This is a genomic window from Aureimonas sp. AU4 (assembly GCF_001463765.1).
Taxonomy (GTDB): domain Bacteria; phylum Pseudomonadota; class Alphaproteobacteria; order Rhizobiales; family Rhizobiaceae; genus Aureimonas.
This window is the reverse complement of the sequence record NZ_BBWK01000025.1, coordinates 37,930-57,413: the sequence shown is the minus strand read 5'-3', so window position 1 is coordinate 57,413 and position 19,484 is coordinate 37,930. Positions and strand designations below refer to the sequence as shown.

Here is a 19,484-nt window from a genome sequence, read left to right as displayed (position 1 = left end):
GTCGCGTGGAAGGAGGCCGAGGGGCGCCCCTTTCCCCAAGCCGGCATCGACCCCCGAGACGGGTCGCGGAGACGCTTCGATCATGCGCCTGACGATCAAGACCAAGCTCGCCGCCTCGTTCGGCGCGGTGCTCGTTCTCCTGGCGGGAGCCGGCACATTCGGCGTCACCAGCCTGTCCACCATCAACGACGGGATGCAGGACTTCGCCAAGGGGCCCTTCGTGCAGGTCCAGGCGGTGCAGAGCGTCGACGTTCTCGTGGCGGATCTGCGCCGGGTCCTCCTGCGCTACACGACCGCCGACGACGGCGAGCGCGCGACGCTTCGCAAGGAATATGACGGGATCTGGAGCAATGCCGCCCAGACGCTGGCGCGCTACCGCTCGGGTCTGTCGCCCGAGCAGGCCGCCGACGGCGAGGCGATGCAGGCCTCGATCGCCGAGCTGCGCCGCGCCTCCGACGACGCGCTCGCGATCGCCGAGAAGGCCGATCCGAACCTGTCCGAGCGTGGCCTGACCGAGACGCGCGCCCCCGCCGAGGCGGTCATGGCCGCGCTGGACGCGATCGCCCGGCAGGCTTCCTCGGCCAGCGACCCCGCGCGGGCCGACCGGGTTCTCACCTCGCTCGGCCAGAGCGCGGCCGAGGCCCGTCTCGACATGATCTCCGCCGTCGACTTCAGCGGCGACGCCGACATCGCCACCAACGCCAAGGCGCTGACCGATCTCGACACGCGCACCAAGGCGCTGATCAACGAGTTGCGGACCCTCGTCGCTCCCGTGGCCGCGGCCGACGTCGAGCGCCTGTCGTCCGCCTGGGGCACCCTGGCTCAGTCTGCCGGCGGCTTCGCGCAGCTCGGTGTCGAGAACTGGAACGCGCGGGCCCTCCAGGCCATCGCCCAGAACCAGCAGCCGGCCGCCGAGCGGACCACCGCGATCGTGCGCGAGGCGATCCGCAAGGCCGGCGAGGCCGCCGACCAGTCCATAACGTCGTCCGCCGAGCGGTTCGACACGACGCGCCTGTCGATGATCGCGCTCGTGCTCGCGGCGATCGCGATCGGCGCGGGAGCCGCCGCCTGGATCTCGCTGTCCATCTCGCGCGGCCTCGGCCGCTCGGTGAAGCTTGCCGAGGACATCGGCGCTGGCGACCTGACGCGCACCGCCGAGGTGCGCGGCCATGACGAGATCGCCGATCTCACGCGCGCCATGAACACGATGGTGATGCGCCTGCGCGAGTTCGCGGGCGACGTCATCGCCTCGTCGAGCCAGGTCGCGGCGGGTTCCAACCAGTCGGCCGGCACGGCCGAGCAGCTGAGCCAGGGCGCCTCCGAGCAGGCCGCGACCTCGGAGCAGCTCTCGTCGGGCGCCGCCGAGCAGTCGGCCGCCACCAGCCAGGCCTCGGCCGCGATGGAGGAGATGAGCGCCAACATCCGCCAGAACGCCGACAACGCTAGCCAAACCGAGAAGATGGCGCGGCTCGCCGCCGAGAACGCGAACCGCAGCGGCCAGGCCGTGCGCAACTCGCTGGAGGCCATGCGGCAGATCGCCCAGCGCATCTCCGTGGTGCAGGAGATCGCCCGCCAGACCGACCTTCTGGCGCTGAACGCCGCGATCGAGGCGGCCCGCGCCGGCTCTCACGGCAAGGGCTTCGCGGTGGTGGCCTCCGAGGTGCGCAAGCTCGCCGAGCGCTCGGCGCTCGCCGCCGGCGAGATCGGCGACCTGTCGCAGGGCACGCTGCGGGCCTGCGAGGACGCGGGCGAGCGCCTCGACCAGCTCGTGCCCGACATCCGCCGCACGTCGGAGCTCGTGTCGGAAATCTCCGCTGCCTGCCGCGAGCAGACGGTGGGCGCCGAGCAGGTCAACCAGGCGATCCAACAGCTCGACCAGGTGACGCAGCAGACCTCGCAGGCCATCACCCAGCTCGACAGCGTGACGCAGCAGAACGCAGGCGCGGCCAACGAGATGGCGGCCACCGCCGAGCAGCTTTCCGCCGAGGCGCAGTGCCTCCTGGAGCGCGCAAGCTTCTTCCGCCTCGGCGACGAGGCCATGCGCCCTGCGCCGGTCGCGGCCCCGAAGGTGACGAGGGGCGACGCCCGCGCCCTTCAGGCCGAGCTCGGCCGCATCGCCGCACCCGCGCCGAAGGCGGCGCCCAAGCCCGCCGCCAAGGCCGCGCCCAGGGGCTTCGATCTTTCGCTCGGAACCAAGGACGACGGCTTCGAGCGCATGAGCGCCTGAGGCCTTCCCGCCGGGATGGCACGATACGGGGCGGGTGCCGGTGCGCCCGCCCTTTTTCGTCAGAACTCGATGCCGACCTGCGCCTTCACGCCGGAGCGGAACGGGTGCTTCACCATCTCCATCTCGGTGACGAGATCGGCGAGCTCGATCAGCTCCTCGCGCGCGTTGCGGCCCGTGACGACGACGTGCTTCATCGCGGGCTTGTGGTCGCGCAGGAAGTCCACGACCTCACCAACCGGGATGTAGTCGTAGCGCAGGACGATGTTCAGCTCGTCCAGCACCACCATCTGGTGCTCCTCGTCGAGGATCAGCGCCTTGGCGCGCTCCCAGGCCGCGCGGGCCGCCGCGATGTCGCGCTGGCGGTCCTGCGTCTCCCAGGTGAAGCCGTCGCCCATGGCGGTGATGGTCACCTGATCGCTGAAGCGCTCCAGCGCCCGGCGCTCGCCGGTCTCCCAGCGGCCCTTCACGAACTGGACGATGCCGACCCGCATGTCGTTGCCGATCGCCCGGAAGACGAGGCCGAAGGCAGCGGTCGACTTGCCCTTGCCCTTGCCGGTGTGGACGATGAGGAGGCCCTTCTCCACGGTCTTGGTGGCGATGATCTTGTCGCGCGCCGCCTTCTTCTTGCGCATCTTCTCGGCGTGGCGCGCGTCGAGCTCCTCTTCGCTCATGGCGGCGAGGACGGGGGACTTCTCGCTCATGAGGCGATCCTTGTCGTGAGGTCGTTGCGGCGAGGATGCCAGAAGCCGCGCCGCACCGCTTCCGCGAAACGCGCCTCCATCTCGGCGAGCGCCGCGGGATTGTGTTTCTCCATGAAGCCGCGCACGGCCTCGTCGCCGATATAGGCGTCGTGCAGGAGGTCGAAGTGGCGGCCGGGCACGGCGTTCGTGGTGGCGGCGAACGCGAAGAGGTAGTCCACGGTGGCCGCCATCTCGAAGGCGCCCTTGTAGCCGTGTCGCATCACGCCTGCGATCCACTTCGGGTTGGCGGCGCGCCCGCGCACGACCCGCGCGATCTCCTCGGCGAGCGTGCGCGGCACGGGGCGCTCGGGGTTGGAGTGGTCGAGGTGGTAGCTCGCGGGCGCCTGCCCCGAAAGGTGCTCGACGCTCGCCGCCAGCCCCCCCTCGAACTGGTAGTAGTCGTCGGAGTCGAGAAGGTCGTGCTCGCGATTGTCCTGGTTCTGGACGACGGCTTCGACGGCGGCGAGACGGCGCTCCAGAAGGGGCCGGGCGGGCATGCCCTCCTCGCCGTCGCCGTAGCTGAAGCCTCCCCAGACGAGGAAGCCTTCGGCGAGATCCGCGCGCGTATGCCAGCCGCCCTCGTCGATCAGCGCCTGCAGCCCCGCGCCGTAGGAGCCGGGCATGGAGCCGAAGACGCGCGCCCCCGCCATGCGCCGCGCGGCCTCGGCCGCATGTCCTTCGCGTTCGAAGGCGGTCGCCTCGTCGCGAAAGCGCGCGGCGATCGGGTTGTCCTCCTCGTCCTCGTCGAGCAGTGCCACCGCCCGGCAGGCACGGTCGAACAGGGCGATCTGCTCGGGAAAGGCGTCGCGAAAGAAGCCGGAGATGCGTAGCGTGACATCGACGCGTCCGCGCCCCAGACGGGCGGGCGTCAGGATCTCGAATCCGGTGACGCGCCCGCTCGCCCGCTCCCAGGTCGGCTGGACGCCGATCAGGGCGAGCGCCTGCGCGATGTCGTCGCCACCCGTGCGCATGTTGGCGGTGCCCCAAGCGGTCAGCGCCAGCGCGCGCAAGGGCTCGCCGTGATCCTGCGCGTGGCGGGCGAGCAACAGCTCGGCCGAGCGGCGCCCGAGGCTCCAGGCCGCCTCGGTGGGCACGCCGCGCGTGTCGACCGAGAAGAAGTTGCGCCCCGTCGGCAGCGTGTCGGGCCGCCCGCGCGTCGGCGCGCCCGACGGGCCGGGGGGTACGAAGCGCCCGTCGAGGCCGGCCAGCAGCCCCGCGATCTCGGCCGCTCCCGAGCGGTCCAGCGCGGGCGCAAGGCGCCCCCGGATGTCGCCGAGCACCGCGCGCGTGCCGGCCCAGCCGGCCTCCGGCTCGGCCTCGCCCCCGATCAGGGCGACGGCCAGCGCTTCCAGCCGCTCCACCGCGTCGCCTCGGCTGCGCCAGGGACCGGGCAGGATGTCCGCGAGGACAGACGGGCGCGGCCCCTCCCACGGCTCGCCCCAGTCGCCGCCGAGCGGGTCGAAGCGCAGATCCAGATCGTCACTGAGCGCGCGTGTCAGCGACGCCTCCGCCGGCTCCAGACCGCGCGGCAGGCGGGCTAGCGCCAGAAGCGTGTCGCGGCGCAGCCGGCCCTCCGGCGAGCGGCCGAAGACGTGGAGCCCGTCGCGGATCTGCATCTCCTTGAGCTCGCAGAGCCAGCCGTCGAGCTTTTGAAGCGTCTGGGGATCGTCGAGCGAGCCCAGACCGGCATCGGCCAGAAGGCCGCTCGCCTTGGCGAGATCGGCGATCTCGCGCGCCAGAAGCTTGGCGCGGCGCGGATCGCCCTCGGTAGCCGTGAAATACTCGTCCACCAGCGCTTCGAGGTCGCGCGCGGCGCCGTGCGCGTCGGCGCGCGTCAGCGGCGGCGTCAGGTGGTCCACCACGACGCCGGCCGTGCGGCGCTTGGCCTGACTTCCCTCGCCGGGATCGTTGACGATGAAGGGGTAGAGATGGGGCAGGGGGCCGAGAAGCGCCTGCGGCCAGCAGGTCTCGGAGGATCCCAGCGCCTTGCCGGGCAGCCATTCGAGGTTGCCGTGCTTGCCCATGTGGATCACGGCATCGGCCTTTAGCCCAGCACGTAGCCAGCCGTAGAAGGCGAGGTAGTTGTGCGGGGGAACCAGCGCGGGATCGTGGAAGCTCGAGGCGGGATCGATGTTGTAGCCGCGCGCCGGCTGGACGCCGATCGCGACGCCGTCGCCCAGGCGCATGACCGGCAGCGCGAAGGCGTCGTTTGCGAACATCGGGTCGCTTTCCGGCGTGCCCCAGCGGTCGGTGACGGCTTGGCGCAGCGCGTCCGGCAAGGTCGCAAGAAAGGCCTCGTGCCGCTCGCGCGGCCAGGTTTCCCCGATCCGGCGGCCCGCGACGCCCGCATTCGTCGGCCCCTCGGCAAGGCGCCGCATCAGCGCGTCGCCGTCCGCCGGCATGTCGCCGACCCCGTAGCCGGCGTCCCGCATCGCGCGCAGCACCTCCACCGTTCCCGCCGGCGTGTCGAGGCCGACGCCGTTGCCGAGCCGCCCGTCGCGGTTCGGGTAGTTGGCGAGCACGATCGCGACGCGACGCTCCGGTGCAGGTTTCGCGCGCAGCCGCGCCCAGCTTGCGGCCAGCTGCGCGGTGAAGCGGATGCCGCCTGCGTCCGGCTCGTGCGTGACCACGGAAACCTGGCAGCGCGCGTCGAAGCGCGCCTGCGCCTTGAAGGCGAGCGCGCGCGCGAAGACGCGTCCGTCCACCTCCGGCAGCGCCACGTTCATCGCAAGATCCCGCGCGCCCAGGCCCCGCGGCGAGGCGTCCCAGCTCTCGCGCGAGCCCGCCGACAGCACGCCCTGCAGCACCACCGCGCCGTTCTCCTCGAGCACCGTCGGCGCGCGCTCGCCCCGCAGGGCCGAAACCGCGAAGCTCGTGAGGTTCACGGCGACGGCGGGCGGGCGCTGCGTGAACAGCGTGCGCAGGACGTCGACGCTCGGTCCATCCTTGAGGCTCGCGACGAAGACCGGCAACGGGTCGAGCCCCTCGCGCTCCATCGCCTCGCACAACGCCTCGACGGGGGCGAGCTGCCCGCTCTGAAGGAGCGCGCGGTAGAAACAGACGGCGGCCACCGGCGCGCCAGCGTTCGCGCGCGGCCGCTGCCATTCGCCCGCGCGCGGCAGCGGCCGGGCGGGCTCGGGCCAGCCTGTGCCGTCGAGGATCGCGCGCGTCGCCCGCAGAAAGGCGTCGGCGTTCTCCGGGCCGCCGCCCATGAGATAGGCCGCGAGACGACCGGCATCGGGCTCGCCGAGCGTCGAGAGCGCGGCCAGTTCGGCATCGGGCCGCTCGTCTCCGGGAAGAAACAGCACGGGAAAGCCGTGCCGCCGCCCCGCCGCGCTCCAGGCCTCGCAGCCATGCGCCCAGTAGGCGCGCCCCCCCAGCACCCGGATCACCGCGAGGCTGAGGCCCGGCGCCAGACGCTCCAGCTGCGCGTCCACCGACATGGGGTGGTTGAGCTGTGCCAGATTCGCCAGCCGCAGCGCATCGCCGGGCAGGTCCAGCCGCCCGGCCGCCGCCGCCAGGCTCGCCAGCTCCGTGTCGGCGGCGGACAGGACGAGAACGCGCCCCGGCGTCTGCCGGAGGTCGACGGCCGGCGTCCCGTCGGCGAGCGAAACCCCTTGCGCGAGCGGCAGATGCACGGCGCGGCTACTCGGCGGCCTGCGCGGCTTGCGCGCCGGCCGCCGCGCGCAGGGCCTCAGCGATCTGCGCCTCGCCCTCCTCGATGCGGTCGTGCAGCCCGATCACCACCAGCGCCGAGCGTCCCTCTTCGGCGGGCATGAGCCTGCGGTCGTAGTAGGTCGCGATCCGCTCGCCGACAGCCTGGACCACGAGGCGCATCGGCTTGCCCTCGACGCTGGCAAAGCCCTTCACGCGCAGGATGTCGTGGCGGCGGATCGTGTCGCGCAACGCCGCCTCGAAGGCGGGCAGGTCGCGGATCGCGCCGAAATCGGCCACGAAGCTCTCGAAGTCGTCGTGGTCGTGCGGCTCGCCGCCCTCGTGTTCGATCTCGTGATGCGAGCGCCGCCCGGCGATGAGGTCCTCGGTGCCGGCGCCAAGGCCCAGCAGCACGTCGGCCGGCAGGCGCCCTTGCGACGCCTCCACGATCGCGGGCAGCCGCGCGCCGGCGGCCTCCGCGATCGCCTCCCGCACGGCGGCGATGCCGGCGGCGTCGAGAAGGTCGCACTTGTTGAGGACGAGGAGGTCGGCCGCGCGGATCTGGTCTTCGAAGAGCTCCTCGAGCGGATCGTCGTGGTCGAGGCTCGCGTCGCCCGCGCGCTGCTCGGCGAGCTTCTCCTCGTCATGGGCGAAGCGCCCGGCGCGGACGGCCGCCGCGTCGATCACCGTGACGACGCCGTCGACGGTGACGCGCGCCTTGACCTCCGGCCAGTTGAAGGCGGCGACCAGCGGCTGGGGCAGGGCGAGGCCGCTCGTCTCGATCACGATATGATCGAGCCGGTCGGCGCGTTCGATCAGCTTCTCCATGGTGGGGATGAAGTCGTCGGCCACCGTGCAGCAGATGCAGCCGTTGGTGAGCTCCACGACGTCCTCCTCGCGGCACGTTTCGACGCCGCAGCCCTTGAGAAGGTCGCCGTCGACGCCGAGGTCGCCGAACTCGTTGATCACGAGCGCGATGCGCCGGCCGCCGGCATTCTCCAGGAGATGGCGGATCAGCGTGGTCTTGCCGGCACCCAGGAAGCCGGTGACGACGGTGGCGGGAATCTTGCGCATTGGTTGTCAGCCCTTGATGCGGACGGGCAAGCCGGCGACCACGAGATGAACCTCGTGCGCGAGCGCGGCGACCGCCTGATGGAGGAGGCCCGCCTCGTCGCGGAAGCGACGGGCGAGCGCGTTGTCGGGGACGATGGAGAGGCCGACCTCATTGGACACGAGGACGGCCGAGCTGTCGGGGGACAGGTCGCGAAGGGCGGCGAGAAGCGCCTCGCGCTCCGCCGCCATGTCGCGCTCGGCGAGGAGGATGTTGGTGACCCAGAGCGTCAGGCAGTCCACGAGAAGCGCCGTGCCCGCCCCCGCCTCGCGGCGGATGGCGTGGGGAAGATCGAGCGGCGCGTCCACGGTGCGCCAGGGCGCCGGGCGGCGCGCCTGATGCTCGTGGATGCGGCGCTCCATCTCGCTGTCGAAGGCCTGGCCCGTCGCGAGATAGACGGGCTCGCGGCCCGTATCGCGCACGAGCGCTTCCGCAAAACGGCTCTTGCCGGAGCGCGCCCCCCCCAGAACCAGCGCGACGCTCACGCCGCGCGGAGCCTTGCCGGCCGGATGTGGCCCGCGAAGCGCTCCGCGAGAAGCCCGGTGAAGAGGCCCGCGAGCGCCCAGAAGGCAGCGGAAACAAGGAGCGAGGCCATCACGAACTCGGCCGCGAGCGTGGCCGGCACGGGCGAGCCGATGTCGGCGGGGTGCGGCGCGCCCGCAAGATGCGGCAGCAGGAGAAGCGCGACCGTACCGAGGCGCGCGGCCGTCTCGCGGCGAAACGCAAGGAGCGCGGCGCCGCCCGCCGTCGTCAGCACGGTCGCCAGCCACCAGATCTGCCGCGCGTGCAGGTCGGCGGCGGGCATGGCGGGCAGTTCCGGCGGCAGGCCCAGCGCGGGGGCGAGCGTCAGGACGGCGAAGCCCGCCAGTCCCCAGAGCGCGCCGTTGCGCGCCGTGATCGGGCGGTTGGCGGCCAAGCTCGCGGCCGACAGGAGCAGCGCGAAGCCGGCGCCGAGCACGAGGTTCGCCAGAAGCGAGCCGGCGAGGCGCTCCGCGGTTCCCGCCGCCTCGCCGTCGGCCGCGGCCGGCGCGTGGGCATGGGCGGGCGACGCGAGGGAGAGGGCGGAGTGCTCGTGCGGCGCGTGGTCGTGGTGGCCGCCGCCACCCTCGTAGGTCTCGGCCTCGAGGATGAGCGGCGTCGTCTTCCAGTGCTGGAGGGGCGTGACCGCCGCGCCGGCGAGGATGCCGGCGACGAGCGCCACGAGAAGGGTTCGAACGATCATGACATTCACCTGCGAAATCGCGGCGCGGCCTCACGGCCGGGCTCGAGCGATCGGGGAAAAGGGCGCAAGCCGTCGTCATCCCGCGCCGACCCGACCCGAACGGGGCGGCCGGCGCGGAAGGCGGCGGAGCATGGGAAGCCTTGGAAACGGCGCGTCAGCGCACCGGCCCGCGCCTCAGTGGCAGGGCAGACCCATGGCGTGGCGCACGTCGTGCGCGGTGTCGTGCAGTGCGTCGGCCGAGGCGAAGCCCGCGCCCCACAGAAGGGGCAGGGCGAGGAGAAGGGCGGCCGAGGCGGCGAGCCAGCGGGCCTGCGCGGAGCCTTGCGCGGCGGGGGCCGCAACTTGCGTGTTCATGACGGTTCAACCTCCGTGACGGCGACCCGGCGGGTCGCCTCGTACGGATGGCAGGTCTCCTGGCTCGCGGGTCGCTGGTCGTCTCCTGCCTTCCCGGACGAATCCAGTGGCGTTTCCGGGCCCATCGAGCCCGGTGGAGGAACCTCGCCGCTCTACAGTCGCGGGGTCGGCTGCGATCCGGGCCCTCGACTTGAGTCGGCCCTTCGCATTCCCTCTTAGCCCGTGCGCACGAAGCGTGGCGCGGGACCATCCGCCGCGCAGGATACGGGGGTGGGGCGGGGAGTCAATCGCGGATCCGCCTCAAGGGCGGTGATCTTCCAGCGCGAGCGGCAGCTCGTCGAGAAGCTCGCGCGCGAGAAAGCCCACCGTGCCGATGCGCCGGGCAAGGCGCCGCCCGGCCTCGGCATGGAGGAAGACGCCCCATTGCGTCGCAAGGCGCGGCGCGGCGCCGCGCGCGAGCAGCCCCGCCACGACGCCCGACAGGACGTCGCCCGAGCCCGAGGTCGCCATGCCGACGCCCCCGCCCTCGCAGAGCCAGGGCGCCTCGCCATGCTCGCAGACGAAGGTGGAATCGCCCTTCATCGCCACCACCGCGCCGGTGCGACGCGCCGCCTCCAGGCCGGCCTGCGCGGGGTCGGCCTCGACAGCCTCGCGCGCTTGTCCGAGAAAGGCCGCCATCTCGCCGGCATGGGGGGTGAGCACGAGGCGGCCCGGCGCGCGGCGCAGGCGCTCGGCATCGGACGCCAGGCTCGTGATCGCGGCCGCATCCAGCACCATGGGCGCGCGGATGCGCTCGATCAGCCCCAGCGCCAGCGAGCGCGAGCCCGTTTCCTCCACCATGCCGGGGCCGAGCAGCACGGCGTCGGCCTTGGCGGCATCCTCGACCAGACGCTCCAGCTCGGCCGGGTCGATCTCGCCCTCGCCGGTCTCGCGCAGCGAGATGACGCGCGCCTCGGGCATGACGATCGCCATGGCGAGGCTCATGGAGCGCACGGTCGCGATCTGCAGCTTGCCCGCGCCCACGCGCAGCGCGGCGGTGGCGGCGAGGAGCGCCGCGCCCGGCACCTCGCGCGAGCCAGCGACGACGAGAATCGTGCCCCGGTCGTCCTTGGAGCCGGTGGCCGAGAGGTTCGGCAGTGGCTGGCCGAGCAGGAAGGTGCGGTCGACGGCGACGGGCTCGTCCATGGCGACGGCGGCGCTCATCCGGCGGCCGCCTTGCGGTCGGGCTCGGCGGTGACGGGCGTGCCCTCGCGCCGCATGGGGGCGGTGAAGTTGTAGCGGCGCAGGCTGAGTTCGCCGCCCTCGCGCTCGTAGTGCGTGATCCCGCAGTTGGCGACCTCGGTCTGGCGGTCGATCGCCAGGATCGCCTCCTCGTCGAGCCGCTCGATCACGTAGCGCAGGCACAGGACCACGACCTGGTGCCCGACGATCAGGACGCGCTTGCCGCCGTAGTGCAGCGACACCGTGTCGAGCATGGATCGCAGGCGCAGGATCACGTCGCACCAGCTCTCGCCGCCCGGCGGCCGGTGGTAGAACTTGCCGAGGATGCGGCGGAACTCGGCCTGGTCGGGATGGCTCTCCTCGATGCCGCGCGCCGTCAGGCGGTCGAGGACGCCGAACTCCTTCTCGCGCAGCCGCTCGTCGGTCGCGACGCGCTCCACCGGGATCGCTCCCTCCTCGACGATCCGCCGCGCGGTCTGCCGGGCGCGCATGTAGGGCGAAGACAGGACGATCTCGGGCCGCTCGTCGGCGGGCATGGCCGCGAACCAGTGGCCCACCGCGTCGGCCTGGCTTCCGCCGAGCGGGCTCAGCGGCACGTCGACGTCGCGCGTCTCGATGTCGATGCGCGCGAGCCCGTCGCGCATGGCGAGATCGCGCGCCACGTTGCCGAGGCTCTCGCCGTGGCGAACGATCCACAGGCTCGTCGGCCAGCCCGTCGTGTCCGCCATGCGCTCGTCCCCCGTCTCGCTCTCACGACCCGGTGAGCTAGGGCGGCGCGGGCCCGCCACCAGCGGCGCGGCGCCGCGCAATCGTCAGGCGGGCATCGAGCCGAACCGGGCGGGGCGGCGGCGCCGCCTCGCCGTGGGCGCGGCGCCGGCCTATCTCCCGGCGATCCGCCGCCGAGCTTCCCGTCCCGAGGACCCGATCCCATGCATCATCCCGCCATCGCCCCGCTCCACACCGCCGTCATCACGGGCGGCGCGTCCGGCATCGGGCTCGCCGCCGCCAAGCGCTTCCTGCGCGCGGGACTCAAGGTCGCGATCATCGACCGGCGCATGGAGGAGCTGGAGCGGGCGCAGGAAGAGTTGCTCGCCATCGCCGACGAGCCGGGCCTCGTGCTCGCGGCGGCCTGCGACGTGTCGGACCGGCAGGGGCTGGAGCGCACGAGCGCCCATATCGAGCGCACGCTCGGCAAGGTCCACGTCCTCATGAACAACGCCGCGATCCAGCCGGGCTCCTCGATCTTCGGCGAGCAGGCGGCCTGGGACGCGGTTCTCTCGATCAACCTAGGGGGCGTCATCAACGGCACGCGCGCCTTCGTGCCGGCCATGCGTGCGCACGGCGAGCCCGCGCTCGTGATCAACACCGGCTCCAAGCAGGGCATCACCACGCCGCCGGGCGACCCGGCCTACAACGTCGCCAAGGCCGGCGTGAAGGTGTTCACCGAGGCGCTGCAGCACGAGCTGCGCCAGACGGAAGGCGGTCAGGTCGAGGCCGCGCTCCTGATCCCCGGCTTCGTGTGGACCGACCTCACGCGCGGGGAGCGGACCGAGAAGCCGGCCGCCGCCTGGACCGCCGAGCAGACGGTGGACTTCATGATGGAGCGCCTGGAGGCCGGCGACTTCTACATCCTGTGCCCCGACAACGACGTCTCGCGCGAGCTCGACGAGCGGCGCATCCTGTGGGCGGCGGGCGACATCGTGGAGAATCGCCCGCCCTTGTCGCGCTGGCACAAGGACTGGGCGGAGCGCTTCAAGCGGTTCGCCGAAGAGCGCTAGCCGATCAGCCGGCTCTCCTCGGGCCCGTGCGTCATGCGCCGCAGCGTCCCGTCGCGGCGCACCCGGGCGTGCCACAGCGCCACCGCGACGTGGCCGGCGACGAGAACCAGAAGCGTCCAGCCGAGGAAGCCGTGCAGGACGTTGCCGGGCGCGACGAGCGCAGCGTTCGGCTCGCCGCCGGGCGCGACGAGCTGGAGGCCGTAGACCGAGAAGCCCCGCCCGTTGCCGGCGGCGCGCAGAATGGCGAGCGTCGGCACCACGACCATCAGCGCGTAGAGCGCGAGATGGCCGAGCGTCGCCGCCCTGGCGAGGAGCGGCGGCCCCTCGTGCCGTGGCCGGCTGCCGAGGTTCGCCAGGCCCCAGGCGCCGCGCGCGAGCACAAGCGCCCAGAGCGTGACGCCCACGGAATAATGCGTCGCCCAGACGAAGCGCTCGACGGGCGTGCGCTCGGCCAGCGCATGAAGCATCGCTCCCGCGAACTGCCAGGCGAAGAGCAGCGCCATGCCCCAGTGGAGCGTGCGGGTGACGAGGCCATAGCCTGTGGGGCGATCGGCGAGGGGGGAGGGCGACTGCGCGCCGGCGATGCTCATGGGTCGACCTCGAATCGGACGTCTCGTCCCTCAAGCTAGGGCAGTGCGGCCATGCGCTGCGTGAAACCTTGGTAAGGTCCCTGTCACCTCGCGGTCATGCGCCGCGCGCGATGCGAAGCAGCGCTTGCGCGTCCACCGCCTGCTCCAGCCGGTCGGCGATTGCATCGAGGGCCCGGTTCACGCCCTCGCGGTAGCCCGCCGGGGCGGGGGGCAGGGAAAGGCCGAGCGAGGCGAGGACGGCCCCGGCCGCGCCGTCGCCCGCGAGCACGCCGTGCAGATAGGTGCCCGCCACGCGCCCGTCGCGCGCCCGCGCGCCCTCCGGGCGGTTCCCGACCACGGCAAAGGGGCGCTCCGTGTCGGGCCCCGCGCTCTCGCCCATGTGGATCTCGTAGGCCTCCACCGGATGGCCGCCGACATGCCCCGCGACCTCGCGCAGCGTCTTGTCGGCGCGAAGCTCGGTATCCACCGCAAGGAGGCCGAGGCCCGGCGTCTCGTCGCCGGCCGGCCCCTCGAGGCCGTGCGGGTCGCGGATCGTGCGTCCCAGCATCTGGTAGCCGCCGCACAGGCCGAGAACGCGTCCGCCGCGCGCGTGGTGGGCGAGGATGTCGCGGTCCCAGCCCTGGCCGCGCAGTTCGGCGAGATCGCTCGCGGTCGCCTTGGAGCCGGGCAGCACCACGAGCGCGGCCTCGGGCGGCACGCGCTCGCCCGGCCGCACGAAGCGCACGCGGATCGCGGGGTGGGCGCCGAGCGGGTCGAGGTCGTCGAAGTTGGCGATGCGCGGCAGGCGTGGCACGGCGACGAGCATCTCGCCGCCCGAGCCCTCGATGCGCCGCTCCAGCGAGACGGAGTCCTCAGGCGGCAGGAGCGAGGCCTCCGGCAGCCAGGGAACGAGCCCGAGCGCCGGCCAGCCGGTGAAGCGCGTCACCGCCGTCATGCCGTCCGCAAACAGCGCCGGGTCGCCGCGGAACTTGTTGACGAGGAAGCCCCGCACCGGCGCGCGGTCCGCTTCCGGCAGCACGGTGTGGGTGCCGACCAGCGAGGCGATCACCCCGCCCCGGTCGATGTCGCCGACCAGCACCACGGGCATCTCGGCCGCGCGCGCGAAACCCATGTTGGCGATGTCGCCGGCCCGCAGGTTGATCTCGGCGGGCGAGCCCGCGCCCTCGCAGATCACGAGATCGGCCTCGCGGGCGAGCGCCCGGTAGCTGTCGAGGACCTCGGCGAGAAGCCCGGCCTTCATCCCCTGGTAGTCGCGCGCCGAGAACGTGCCGCGCACCCGCCCGTTCACCACGAGCTGCGCCCCGGTCTCGCCCTGCGGCTTGAGAAGCACGGGGTTCATCAGGACGCTCGGCGGCACCCCGCAGGCGAGCGCCTGGAGCGCCTGCGCCCGGCCGATCTCGCCGCGCTCCGCCGAGCCCGGCAGCCGCGCGACGGCGGCGTTGTTGCTCATGTTCTGCGGCTTGAAGGGGCGAACGCTGAGGCCGCGCCGCGCGAACAGGCGGCAGAGGCCCGCGACGAGCACGCTCTTGCCGACGTCCGAGCCCGTGCCCTGCAGCATGAGGGCGGCCGTGGGTCGGCTCATGCGGTGAGGAGCTTCACGGCGAGCGCGATGCAGACCGAGACGAGAAGCGGGCGGATCAGGCGCGCGCCGAGCCGCGAGGCCTGCCAGGCGCCGACCTGCGCGCCCGCGAACTGCGCGACGCCCATCGCCAGACCCGTGCGCCAGTCGATCGTGCCGACGCCCGCAAAGACCGCGAAGGCCCCGAGGTTCGAGGCGAAGTTCAGGAGCTTGGTATGGGCGGTGGCCTTGAGGACGCCGTAGCCCGCGAGCCCCACGAAGGCGAGCATGAAGAAGGATCCCGTACCCGGCCCGAACAGGCCGTCATAGGCGCCGATCAGGGGCACCGCGAGGAGCGCGAAAAGCGCGGGCGACAGGCGGCGTTCGCGGTCGACGTCCGACAGGCCCGGCTTGAAGGCGAAGTAGAGCGCGATCGCAATCAGGAGGAAGGGCAGAAGCCGCTCCAGGAACTCCACCGGCAGGACGGTCGCGAGCCCCGCGCCCGCGGCCGAGCCGAGCGCCGAGAGCGCGGCCGCGGGCAGGAGCGAGCCGAGGTTCACGAGGCCGCGCCGCGCGTAGCCGATCGTCGCCGAGCCCGCGCCGAACAGCCCCTGCAGCTTGTTGGTGCCGAGCGCGGTCAAGGGGTCCATGCCCGACAGGAGGAGCGCCGGCACGGTGATCATGCCGCCCCCGCCCGCGATGGCGTCCACGAAGCCGGCGAGAAACGCGGCGCCCACCAGGACGAGGAACAGGAGGTCGGGCGACATGGCGGATTCTCGGGGAGGGGACAGGCGAGGCGGGGAGGAACGAGGCGGGGCGCATAGAGCGCGAGGCGGCGGCCCGTGGCAACGCCTTTATGCGATCCTTACGCCCCGGCCGCGAAGTCCCGATGGAGCGCTTACGGCGGGGCGAGCAAATAGAGTGTCGTTCAACCGTCAAAGGCAAGCGACGACCCGTCCCATGTTCGACCTCCTGTATCTCCTGGTGGGGATCGGCTTCTTCGTCCTGATGGGCGCCTATGCCCGCTGGGCCGCCTGAAAGGCACGATCTCCCATGTTCGACCTCGTTCTCGGTGGCGGCGTGAGCCTCGCGCTCGCCGCCTATCTCCTGTTCGCCCTCGTGCGACCCGAACGCTTCTGAGCGCGTCATGACCCTTATCGGTTGGCTCCAGATTCTCCTGATCCTCGCCCTCGTGCTGGCGGCGGCCGTGCCGCTCGGCGCCTTCATGAGCCGCGTCTTCGCGGGCGAGCGCACCTTCCTGTCGCCCGTGCTCGGTCCGCTCGAGCGCGGCTTCTATCGCCTCGCCGCGATCGACCCCGCCAAGGAGCAGGGCTGGCTCGGCTATACGCTGGCCATGCTCGCCTTCAACGCGGCGGGCTTCGTGCTCCTTTACGGTCTCCTGCGCGCGCAGGCCTTCCTGCCGCTCAACCCGCAAGGGTTTCTGGGCCTGTCGCCGCATCTGGCCTTCAACACGGCCGTCTCCTTCGTGACCAACACGAACTGGCAGAGCTACGGCGGCGAGACGACCATGAGCATCTTGAGCCAGATGGCGGGGCTCACGGTCCAGAACTTCCTGTCGGCGGCGACCGGCATCGCGCTGGCGGTGGCGCTCGTGCGCGCCTTCGCGCGCTCGGGCGCGTCGAGCGTCGGCAACTTCTTTGCGGACGCGACGCGCGCCACGCTCTACGTGCTCCTGCCGCTCGCCATCGTGACCGGCCTCTGGCAGGTGTCGATGGGCACGCCGCAGACGCTCAACGCGTCCGCCACGGTGCAGACCCTGGAGGGCAACCAGCAGACGCTGGCGCTCGGCCCCGTCGCCTCGCAACTCGCGATCAAGCAGCTCGGCACGAACGGCGGCGGCTTCTACAACGCCAACGCCGCGCACCCCTACGAGAACCCCTCGCCGCTCACGAACGCGCTGACGATCTGGCAGATGCTGGTGGTGTCGGTGGCGCTGGTCTTCGCCTTCGGCCGGCTGATCGGCGATCGCCGGCAGGCCTATGCCATCCTGTCGGTGATGGGCCTTCTCCTGGTCGCCGGCATCGGCATCGCCTACTGGGCCGAGGCCGCCGGCACGCCCGTCCTCGCGAGCGCCGGCCTCGACCCGACCGGCGGCAACATGGAAGGCAAGGAGGTCCGCTTCGGCCTCGCCGCCTCCACCATGTTCGCGGCCGTCACCACCGGCCTGTCGGACGGCGCCGTCAACGCGATGCACGGCTCCTTCACGCCGATCGGCGGCATGGTGCCCATGGTCCTGATGATGCTCGGCGAGATCCTGCCGGGCGGCGTCGGCTCCGGCCTCTACGGCATCCTCGTGATCGCGATCATCTCGGTCTTCGTGGCGGGCCTGATGGTCGGCCGCACGCCGGAATATCTCGGCAAGAAGATCGAGGCCAAGGAGATGAAGATGGCGGTGCTCGCCATCCTGATCCTGCCCACCGCGATCCTCGGCTTCTCGGCGGTCTCCGCCGTCCTGCCGGCGGCGCTGTCGGGCCTCGGCAACGCGGGACCGCACGGCCTGTCGGAGATCTACTATGCCTACACCTCGGCGGCGGGAAACAACGGCTCGGCCTTCGGCGGCCTGTCGGCCAACTCGCCCTGGTGGAACACGACGCTGGGTCTGGCCATGCTGCTCGGCCGCTTCGCCTACATCGTGCCGATGATGGCGATCGCGGGCTCGCTCGCCCCCAAGCCCAAGCTCGCCCCTTCGTCGGGCACGTTCCCGACCCACGGGCCGCTCTTCGTGGGGCTGCTGGCCGGCATCATCCTGATCCTCGGCGGTCTCCAGTTCTTCCCCGCGCTCGCCCTCGGCCCCATCGCCGAGCAGGTCCAGATGCTCAGCAACAAGACCTTCTGACGCTTCTTTGGGACCCCGCCCCGGACGGGGTCCCGCTTTCATCCCCCGTCTTGTTCGTCGGTCGCGCCCCGCGACCCGACCAAAGGAAATCCTCCCATGGCTGCCAAGGCCGCAACGTCCACCTTCCGGCCCGACCTCGTCGGCCGCGCCACGGTCGACGCCTTCCGCAAGCTCAATCCCGCCGCCCTCATGCGCAACCCGGTGATCTTCGTCACCGAGGTCGTGGCCGCCGTGGTCACCGTGCTCTTCGCGCGCGATCTCGTGGTCGGCAACCCGCTCCTCTTCACCGGCCAGATCATGGCCTGGCTTTGGTTCACGGTGCTGTTCGCCAACTTCGCCGAGGCCATCGCGGAAGGGCGCGGCCGCGCCCAGGCCGATTCGCTTCGCAAGGCGCGCACCGACACGGTCGCCAAGCGCATGGCCTCGGCGAAGGATCGCCGCAGCATCCAGTCCGTCTCGGCGCTCGACCTGAAGGTGGGCGACCACGTCCTGGTCGAGACCGGCGACCTCGTGCCGGGCGACGGCGAGATCGTGGAGGGCATCGCGTCCGTCAACGAGGCGGCCGTCACCGGCGAGTCGGCGCCCGTGATCCGCGAGGCGGGCGGCGACCGCTCGGCGGTGACCGGCGGCACCACGGTGGTCTCCGACTGGCTGGTGGTGCGCATCACGGCCGCTCCCGGCTCCTCGTTCCTCGATCGCATGATCGCCCTGGTCGAGGGCGCCGAGCGGCAGAAGACGCCGAACGAGCTGGCCCTCACCATCCTCCTCGTCGGCATGACCTTGATCTTCCTGGTCGCCGTCGTCACGCTCACCGGCCTCTCGAGCTATTCCGGCGCGGCGGTCTCGGTGCCGATCCTCGTGGCATTGCTCGTCACGCTGATCCCCACCACGATCGGCGGCCTCCTGTCGGCGATCGGCATCGCCGGCATGGACCGGCTGATCCGCCACAACGTGCTCGCCATGTCGGGCAAGGCGGTGGAGGCGGCGGGCGACGTCGACACGCTGCTTCTCGACAAGACCGGCACGATCACCTTCGGCAACCGCATGGCCTCCGAGGTCGTGGCGGCCGAGGGCATCTCCGAGCGCGATGCGGTGGACGCCGCGGTTCTCTCGAGCCTCTCCGACGAGACCGCGGAAGGTCGCTCGATCCTGACCCTGGCGCGCGAGCGCTTCAACGCCGCCATCCCGCAGGAGCGCCCGCAGGAGGCCCGCTTCATCGAGTTCTCGGCCGCCACGCGCCTGTCGGGCGTCGACATCGGCGAGCGCCATATCCGCAAGGGCGCGGTGGATGCCGTCCGGCGCTTCGTGCGCGAGACGGCGGGCCGTGAGGTCCCTGAGCCCGCCGCCTTTTCCCAGGCTGTCGAGCGCATCGCCAAGTCGGGCGGCACGCCGCTGGGCCTGGCCGAGAACGGCCGCTTCCTCGGCGTCATCCACCTCAAGGACGTCGTCAAGCCCGACATCAAGGAGCGCTTCGCGGAGCTGCGCCGCATGGGCATCCGCACCGTCATGGTGACGGGCGACAACCCGATCACCGCCGCGGCCATCGCCGGCGAGGCGGGCGTCGACGACTTCATCGCCGAGGCCACACCCCAGGACAAGCTGAACTACATCCGCACCGAGCAGCGGCAGGGGCGGCTGGTGGCCATGTGCGGCGACGGCACCAACGACGCGCCCGCGCTCGCCCAGGCCGATGTCGGCGTCGCCATGCAGACCGGCACGCAGGCCGCCCGCGAGGCCGGCAACATGGTGGATCTTGATTCGGACCCCACCAAGCTCATCGAGATCGTCGGCATCGGCAAGCAGCTGCTGATGACGCGTGGGAGCCTGACCACCTTCTCGATCGCCAACGACGTCGCCAAGTACTTCGCGATCATCCCGGCGCTGTTCATCGCCGCGATCCCCGAGCTCGGCGTCCTCAACGTGATGCGTCTCTCGACGCCGGAAAGCGCGATCCTGTCGGCTGTGATCTTCAACGCCCTCGTGATCGTCGCCCTGATCCCGCTCGCCCTGCGCGGGGTGCCCTACCGGCCGATGGACGCCGCGAGCGTCCTTCGGCGAAACCTCCTCATCTACGGTCTCGGCGGCATCCTCGTGCCCTTCGTCGGCATCAAGATCATCGACCTCGCGGTCTCCGCGCTCGGCCTCGCCTGACCTTTCCGGAAAAACCGACCC

At 72.0% G+C, this 19,484-nt stretch carries 16 protein-coding genes and 1 riboswitch; of the genes, 5 read left to right on the top strand and 11 right to left on the bottom strand.

The features are described from left to right. Positions 1–82 precede the first annotated feature (82 nt). Positions 83–2,227 carry a methyl-accepting chemotaxis protein gene (locus AUL35_RS08625; protein WP_062014062.1) on the top strand — a complete coding sequence of 715 codons (2,145 nt, stop codon included), beginning with the start codon at positions 83–85 and terminating at the stop codon, positions 2,225–2,227. 59 nt (positions 2,228–2,286) lie between these two features. On the opposite strand, the gene cobO is transcribed toward AUL35_RS08625, so the two are convergent. From cobO to AUL35_RS08585, 8 genes are all read right to left on the bottom strand, one after another. Next, the gene (gene cobO / locus AUL35_RS08620) at positions 2,287–2,928 is read right to left on the bottom strand and encodes a cob(I)yrinic acid a,c-diamide adenosyltransferase (RefSeq protein ID WP_062014060.1); all 642 of its coding nucleotides are present in this window, start codon (positions 2,926–2,928) and stop codon (positions 2,287–2,289) included. Then, positions 2,925–6,605, bottom strand: coding sequence for a cobaltochelatase subunit CobN (gene cobN, locus AUL35_RS08615; RefSeq protein ID WP_062014058.1), 3,681 nt, complete (start codon positions 6,603–6,605; stop codon positions 2,925–2,927). The genes cobO and cobN overlap by 4 nt, the downstream gene beginning before the upstream one ends. A 7-nt stretch (positions 6,606–6,612) precedes the next feature. Beyond that, positions 6,613–7,695, bottom strand: a complete 1,083-nt coding sequence (cobW, locus tag AUL35_RS08610) for a cobalamin biosynthesis protein CobW (protein ID WP_062014057.1) — start codon at positions 7,693–7,695, stop codon at positions 6,613–6,615. 6 nt (positions 7,696–7,701) lie between these two features. Then, a complete protein-coding gene (gene cobU, locus AUL35_RS08605) occupies positions 7,702–8,217 on the bottom strand; it encodes a bifunctional adenosylcobinamide kinase/adenosylcobinamide-phosphate guanylyltransferase (RefSeq protein ID WP_062014054.1) in 516 nt (171 codons plus the stop codon). Further along, a complete protein-coding gene (locus AUL35_RS08600; protein WP_062014052.1) occupies positions 8,214–8,954 on the bottom strand; it encodes a CbtA family protein in 741 nt (246 codons plus the stop codon). The genes cobU and AUL35_RS08600 overlap by 4 nt, the downstream gene beginning before the upstream one ends. Before the next feature lie 174 nt (positions 8,955–9,128). Then, positions 9,129–9,308 carry a CbtB-domain containing protein gene (locus AUL35_RS08595; RefSeq protein ID WP_062014051.1) on the bottom strand — a complete coding sequence of 60 codons (180 nt, stop codon included), beginning with the start codon at positions 9,306–9,308 and terminating at the stop codon, positions 9,129–9,131. A gap of 31 nt (positions 9,309–9,339) precedes the next feature. Then, positions 9,340–9,574, bottom strand: a riboswitch (cobalamin riboswitch). Between the two features lie 34 nt (positions 9,575–9,608). Then, a complete protein-coding gene (locus AUL35_RS08590; RefSeq protein ID WP_244493711.1) occupies positions 9,609–10,511 on the bottom strand; it encodes an NAD(P)H-hydrate dehydratase in 903 nt (300 codons plus the stop codon). Continuing rightward, positions 10,508–11,257, bottom strand: a complete 750-nt coding sequence (locus tag AUL35_RS08585) for a histidine phosphatase family protein (protein ID WP_062014049.1) — start codon at positions 11,255–11,257, stop codon at positions 10,508–10,510. Before AUL35_RS08585 ends, AUL35_RS08590 begins: the two co-directional genes overlap by 4 nt. A 201-nt stretch (positions 11,258–11,458) precedes the next feature. On the opposite strand from AUL35_RS08585, the gene AUL35_RS08580 reads away from it, so the two are divergent. Beyond that, positions 11,459–12,307, top strand: a complete 849-nt coding sequence (locus tag AUL35_RS08580; RefSeq protein ID WP_062014047.1) for an SDR family oxidoreductase — start codon at positions 11,459–11,461, stop codon at positions 12,305–12,307. Here the strand turns inward: AUL35_RS08580 and AUL35_RS08575 are convergent. The 3 genes from AUL35_RS08575 to AUL35_RS08565 all read right to left on the bottom strand — a co-directional run bounded on the left by AUL35_RS08575 (position 12,304) and on the right by AUL35_RS08565 (position 15,222). Then, complete coding sequence (locus tag AUL35_RS08575) at positions 12,304–12,897, bottom strand: cytochrome b (protein ID WP_062014045.1); 594 nt, start codon at positions 12,895–12,897, stop codon at positions 12,304–12,306. The genes AUL35_RS08580 and AUL35_RS08575 overlap by 4 nt on opposite strands. Positions 12,898–12,991: 94 nt before the next feature. After that, positions 12,992–14,479, bottom strand: coding sequence for a cobyric acid synthase (locus tag AUL35_RS08570; protein ID WP_062014043.1), 1,488 nt, complete (start codon positions 14,477–14,479; stop codon positions 12,992–12,994). After that, positions 14,476–15,222, bottom strand: coding sequence for a TSUP family transporter (locus AUL35_RS08565; RefSeq protein ID WP_062014042.1), 747 nt, complete (start codon positions 15,220–15,222; stop codon positions 14,476–14,478). The genes AUL35_RS08570 and AUL35_RS08565 overlap by 4 nt, the downstream gene beginning before the upstream one ends. 286 nt (positions 15,223–15,508) lie before the next feature. Here AUL35_RS08565 and kdpF point away from each other — a divergent pair, with 286 nt between their 5' ends. The 3 genes from kdpF (at position 15,509) to kdpB (ending at position 19,463) form a co-directional block, all read left to right on the top strand. Then, positions 15,509–15,595 carry a K(+)-transporting ATPase subunit F gene (kdpF, locus tag AUL35_RS08560; RefSeq protein ID WP_062014041.1) on the top strand — a complete coding sequence of 29 codons (87 nt, stop codon included), beginning with the start codon at positions 15,509–15,511 and terminating at the stop codon, positions 15,593–15,595. A 7-nt stretch (positions 15,596–15,602) separates the two neighbouring features. Continuing rightward, on the top strand, positions 15,603–17,312 hold the full coding sequence (gene kdpA / locus AUL35_RS08555) for a potassium-transporting ATPase subunit KdpA (RefSeq protein ID WP_062014040.1): 1,710 nt from the start codon (positions 15,603–15,605) through the stop codon (positions 17,310–17,312). 96 nt (positions 17,313–17,408) lie between these two features. Next, a complete protein-coding gene (gene kdpB / locus AUL35_RS08550; protein ID WP_062014039.1) occupies positions 17,409–19,463 on the top strand; it encodes a potassium-transporting ATPase subunit KdpB in 2,055 nt (684 codons plus the stop codon). The last annotated feature ends 21 nt before the right edge of the window (positions 19,464–19,484 follow it).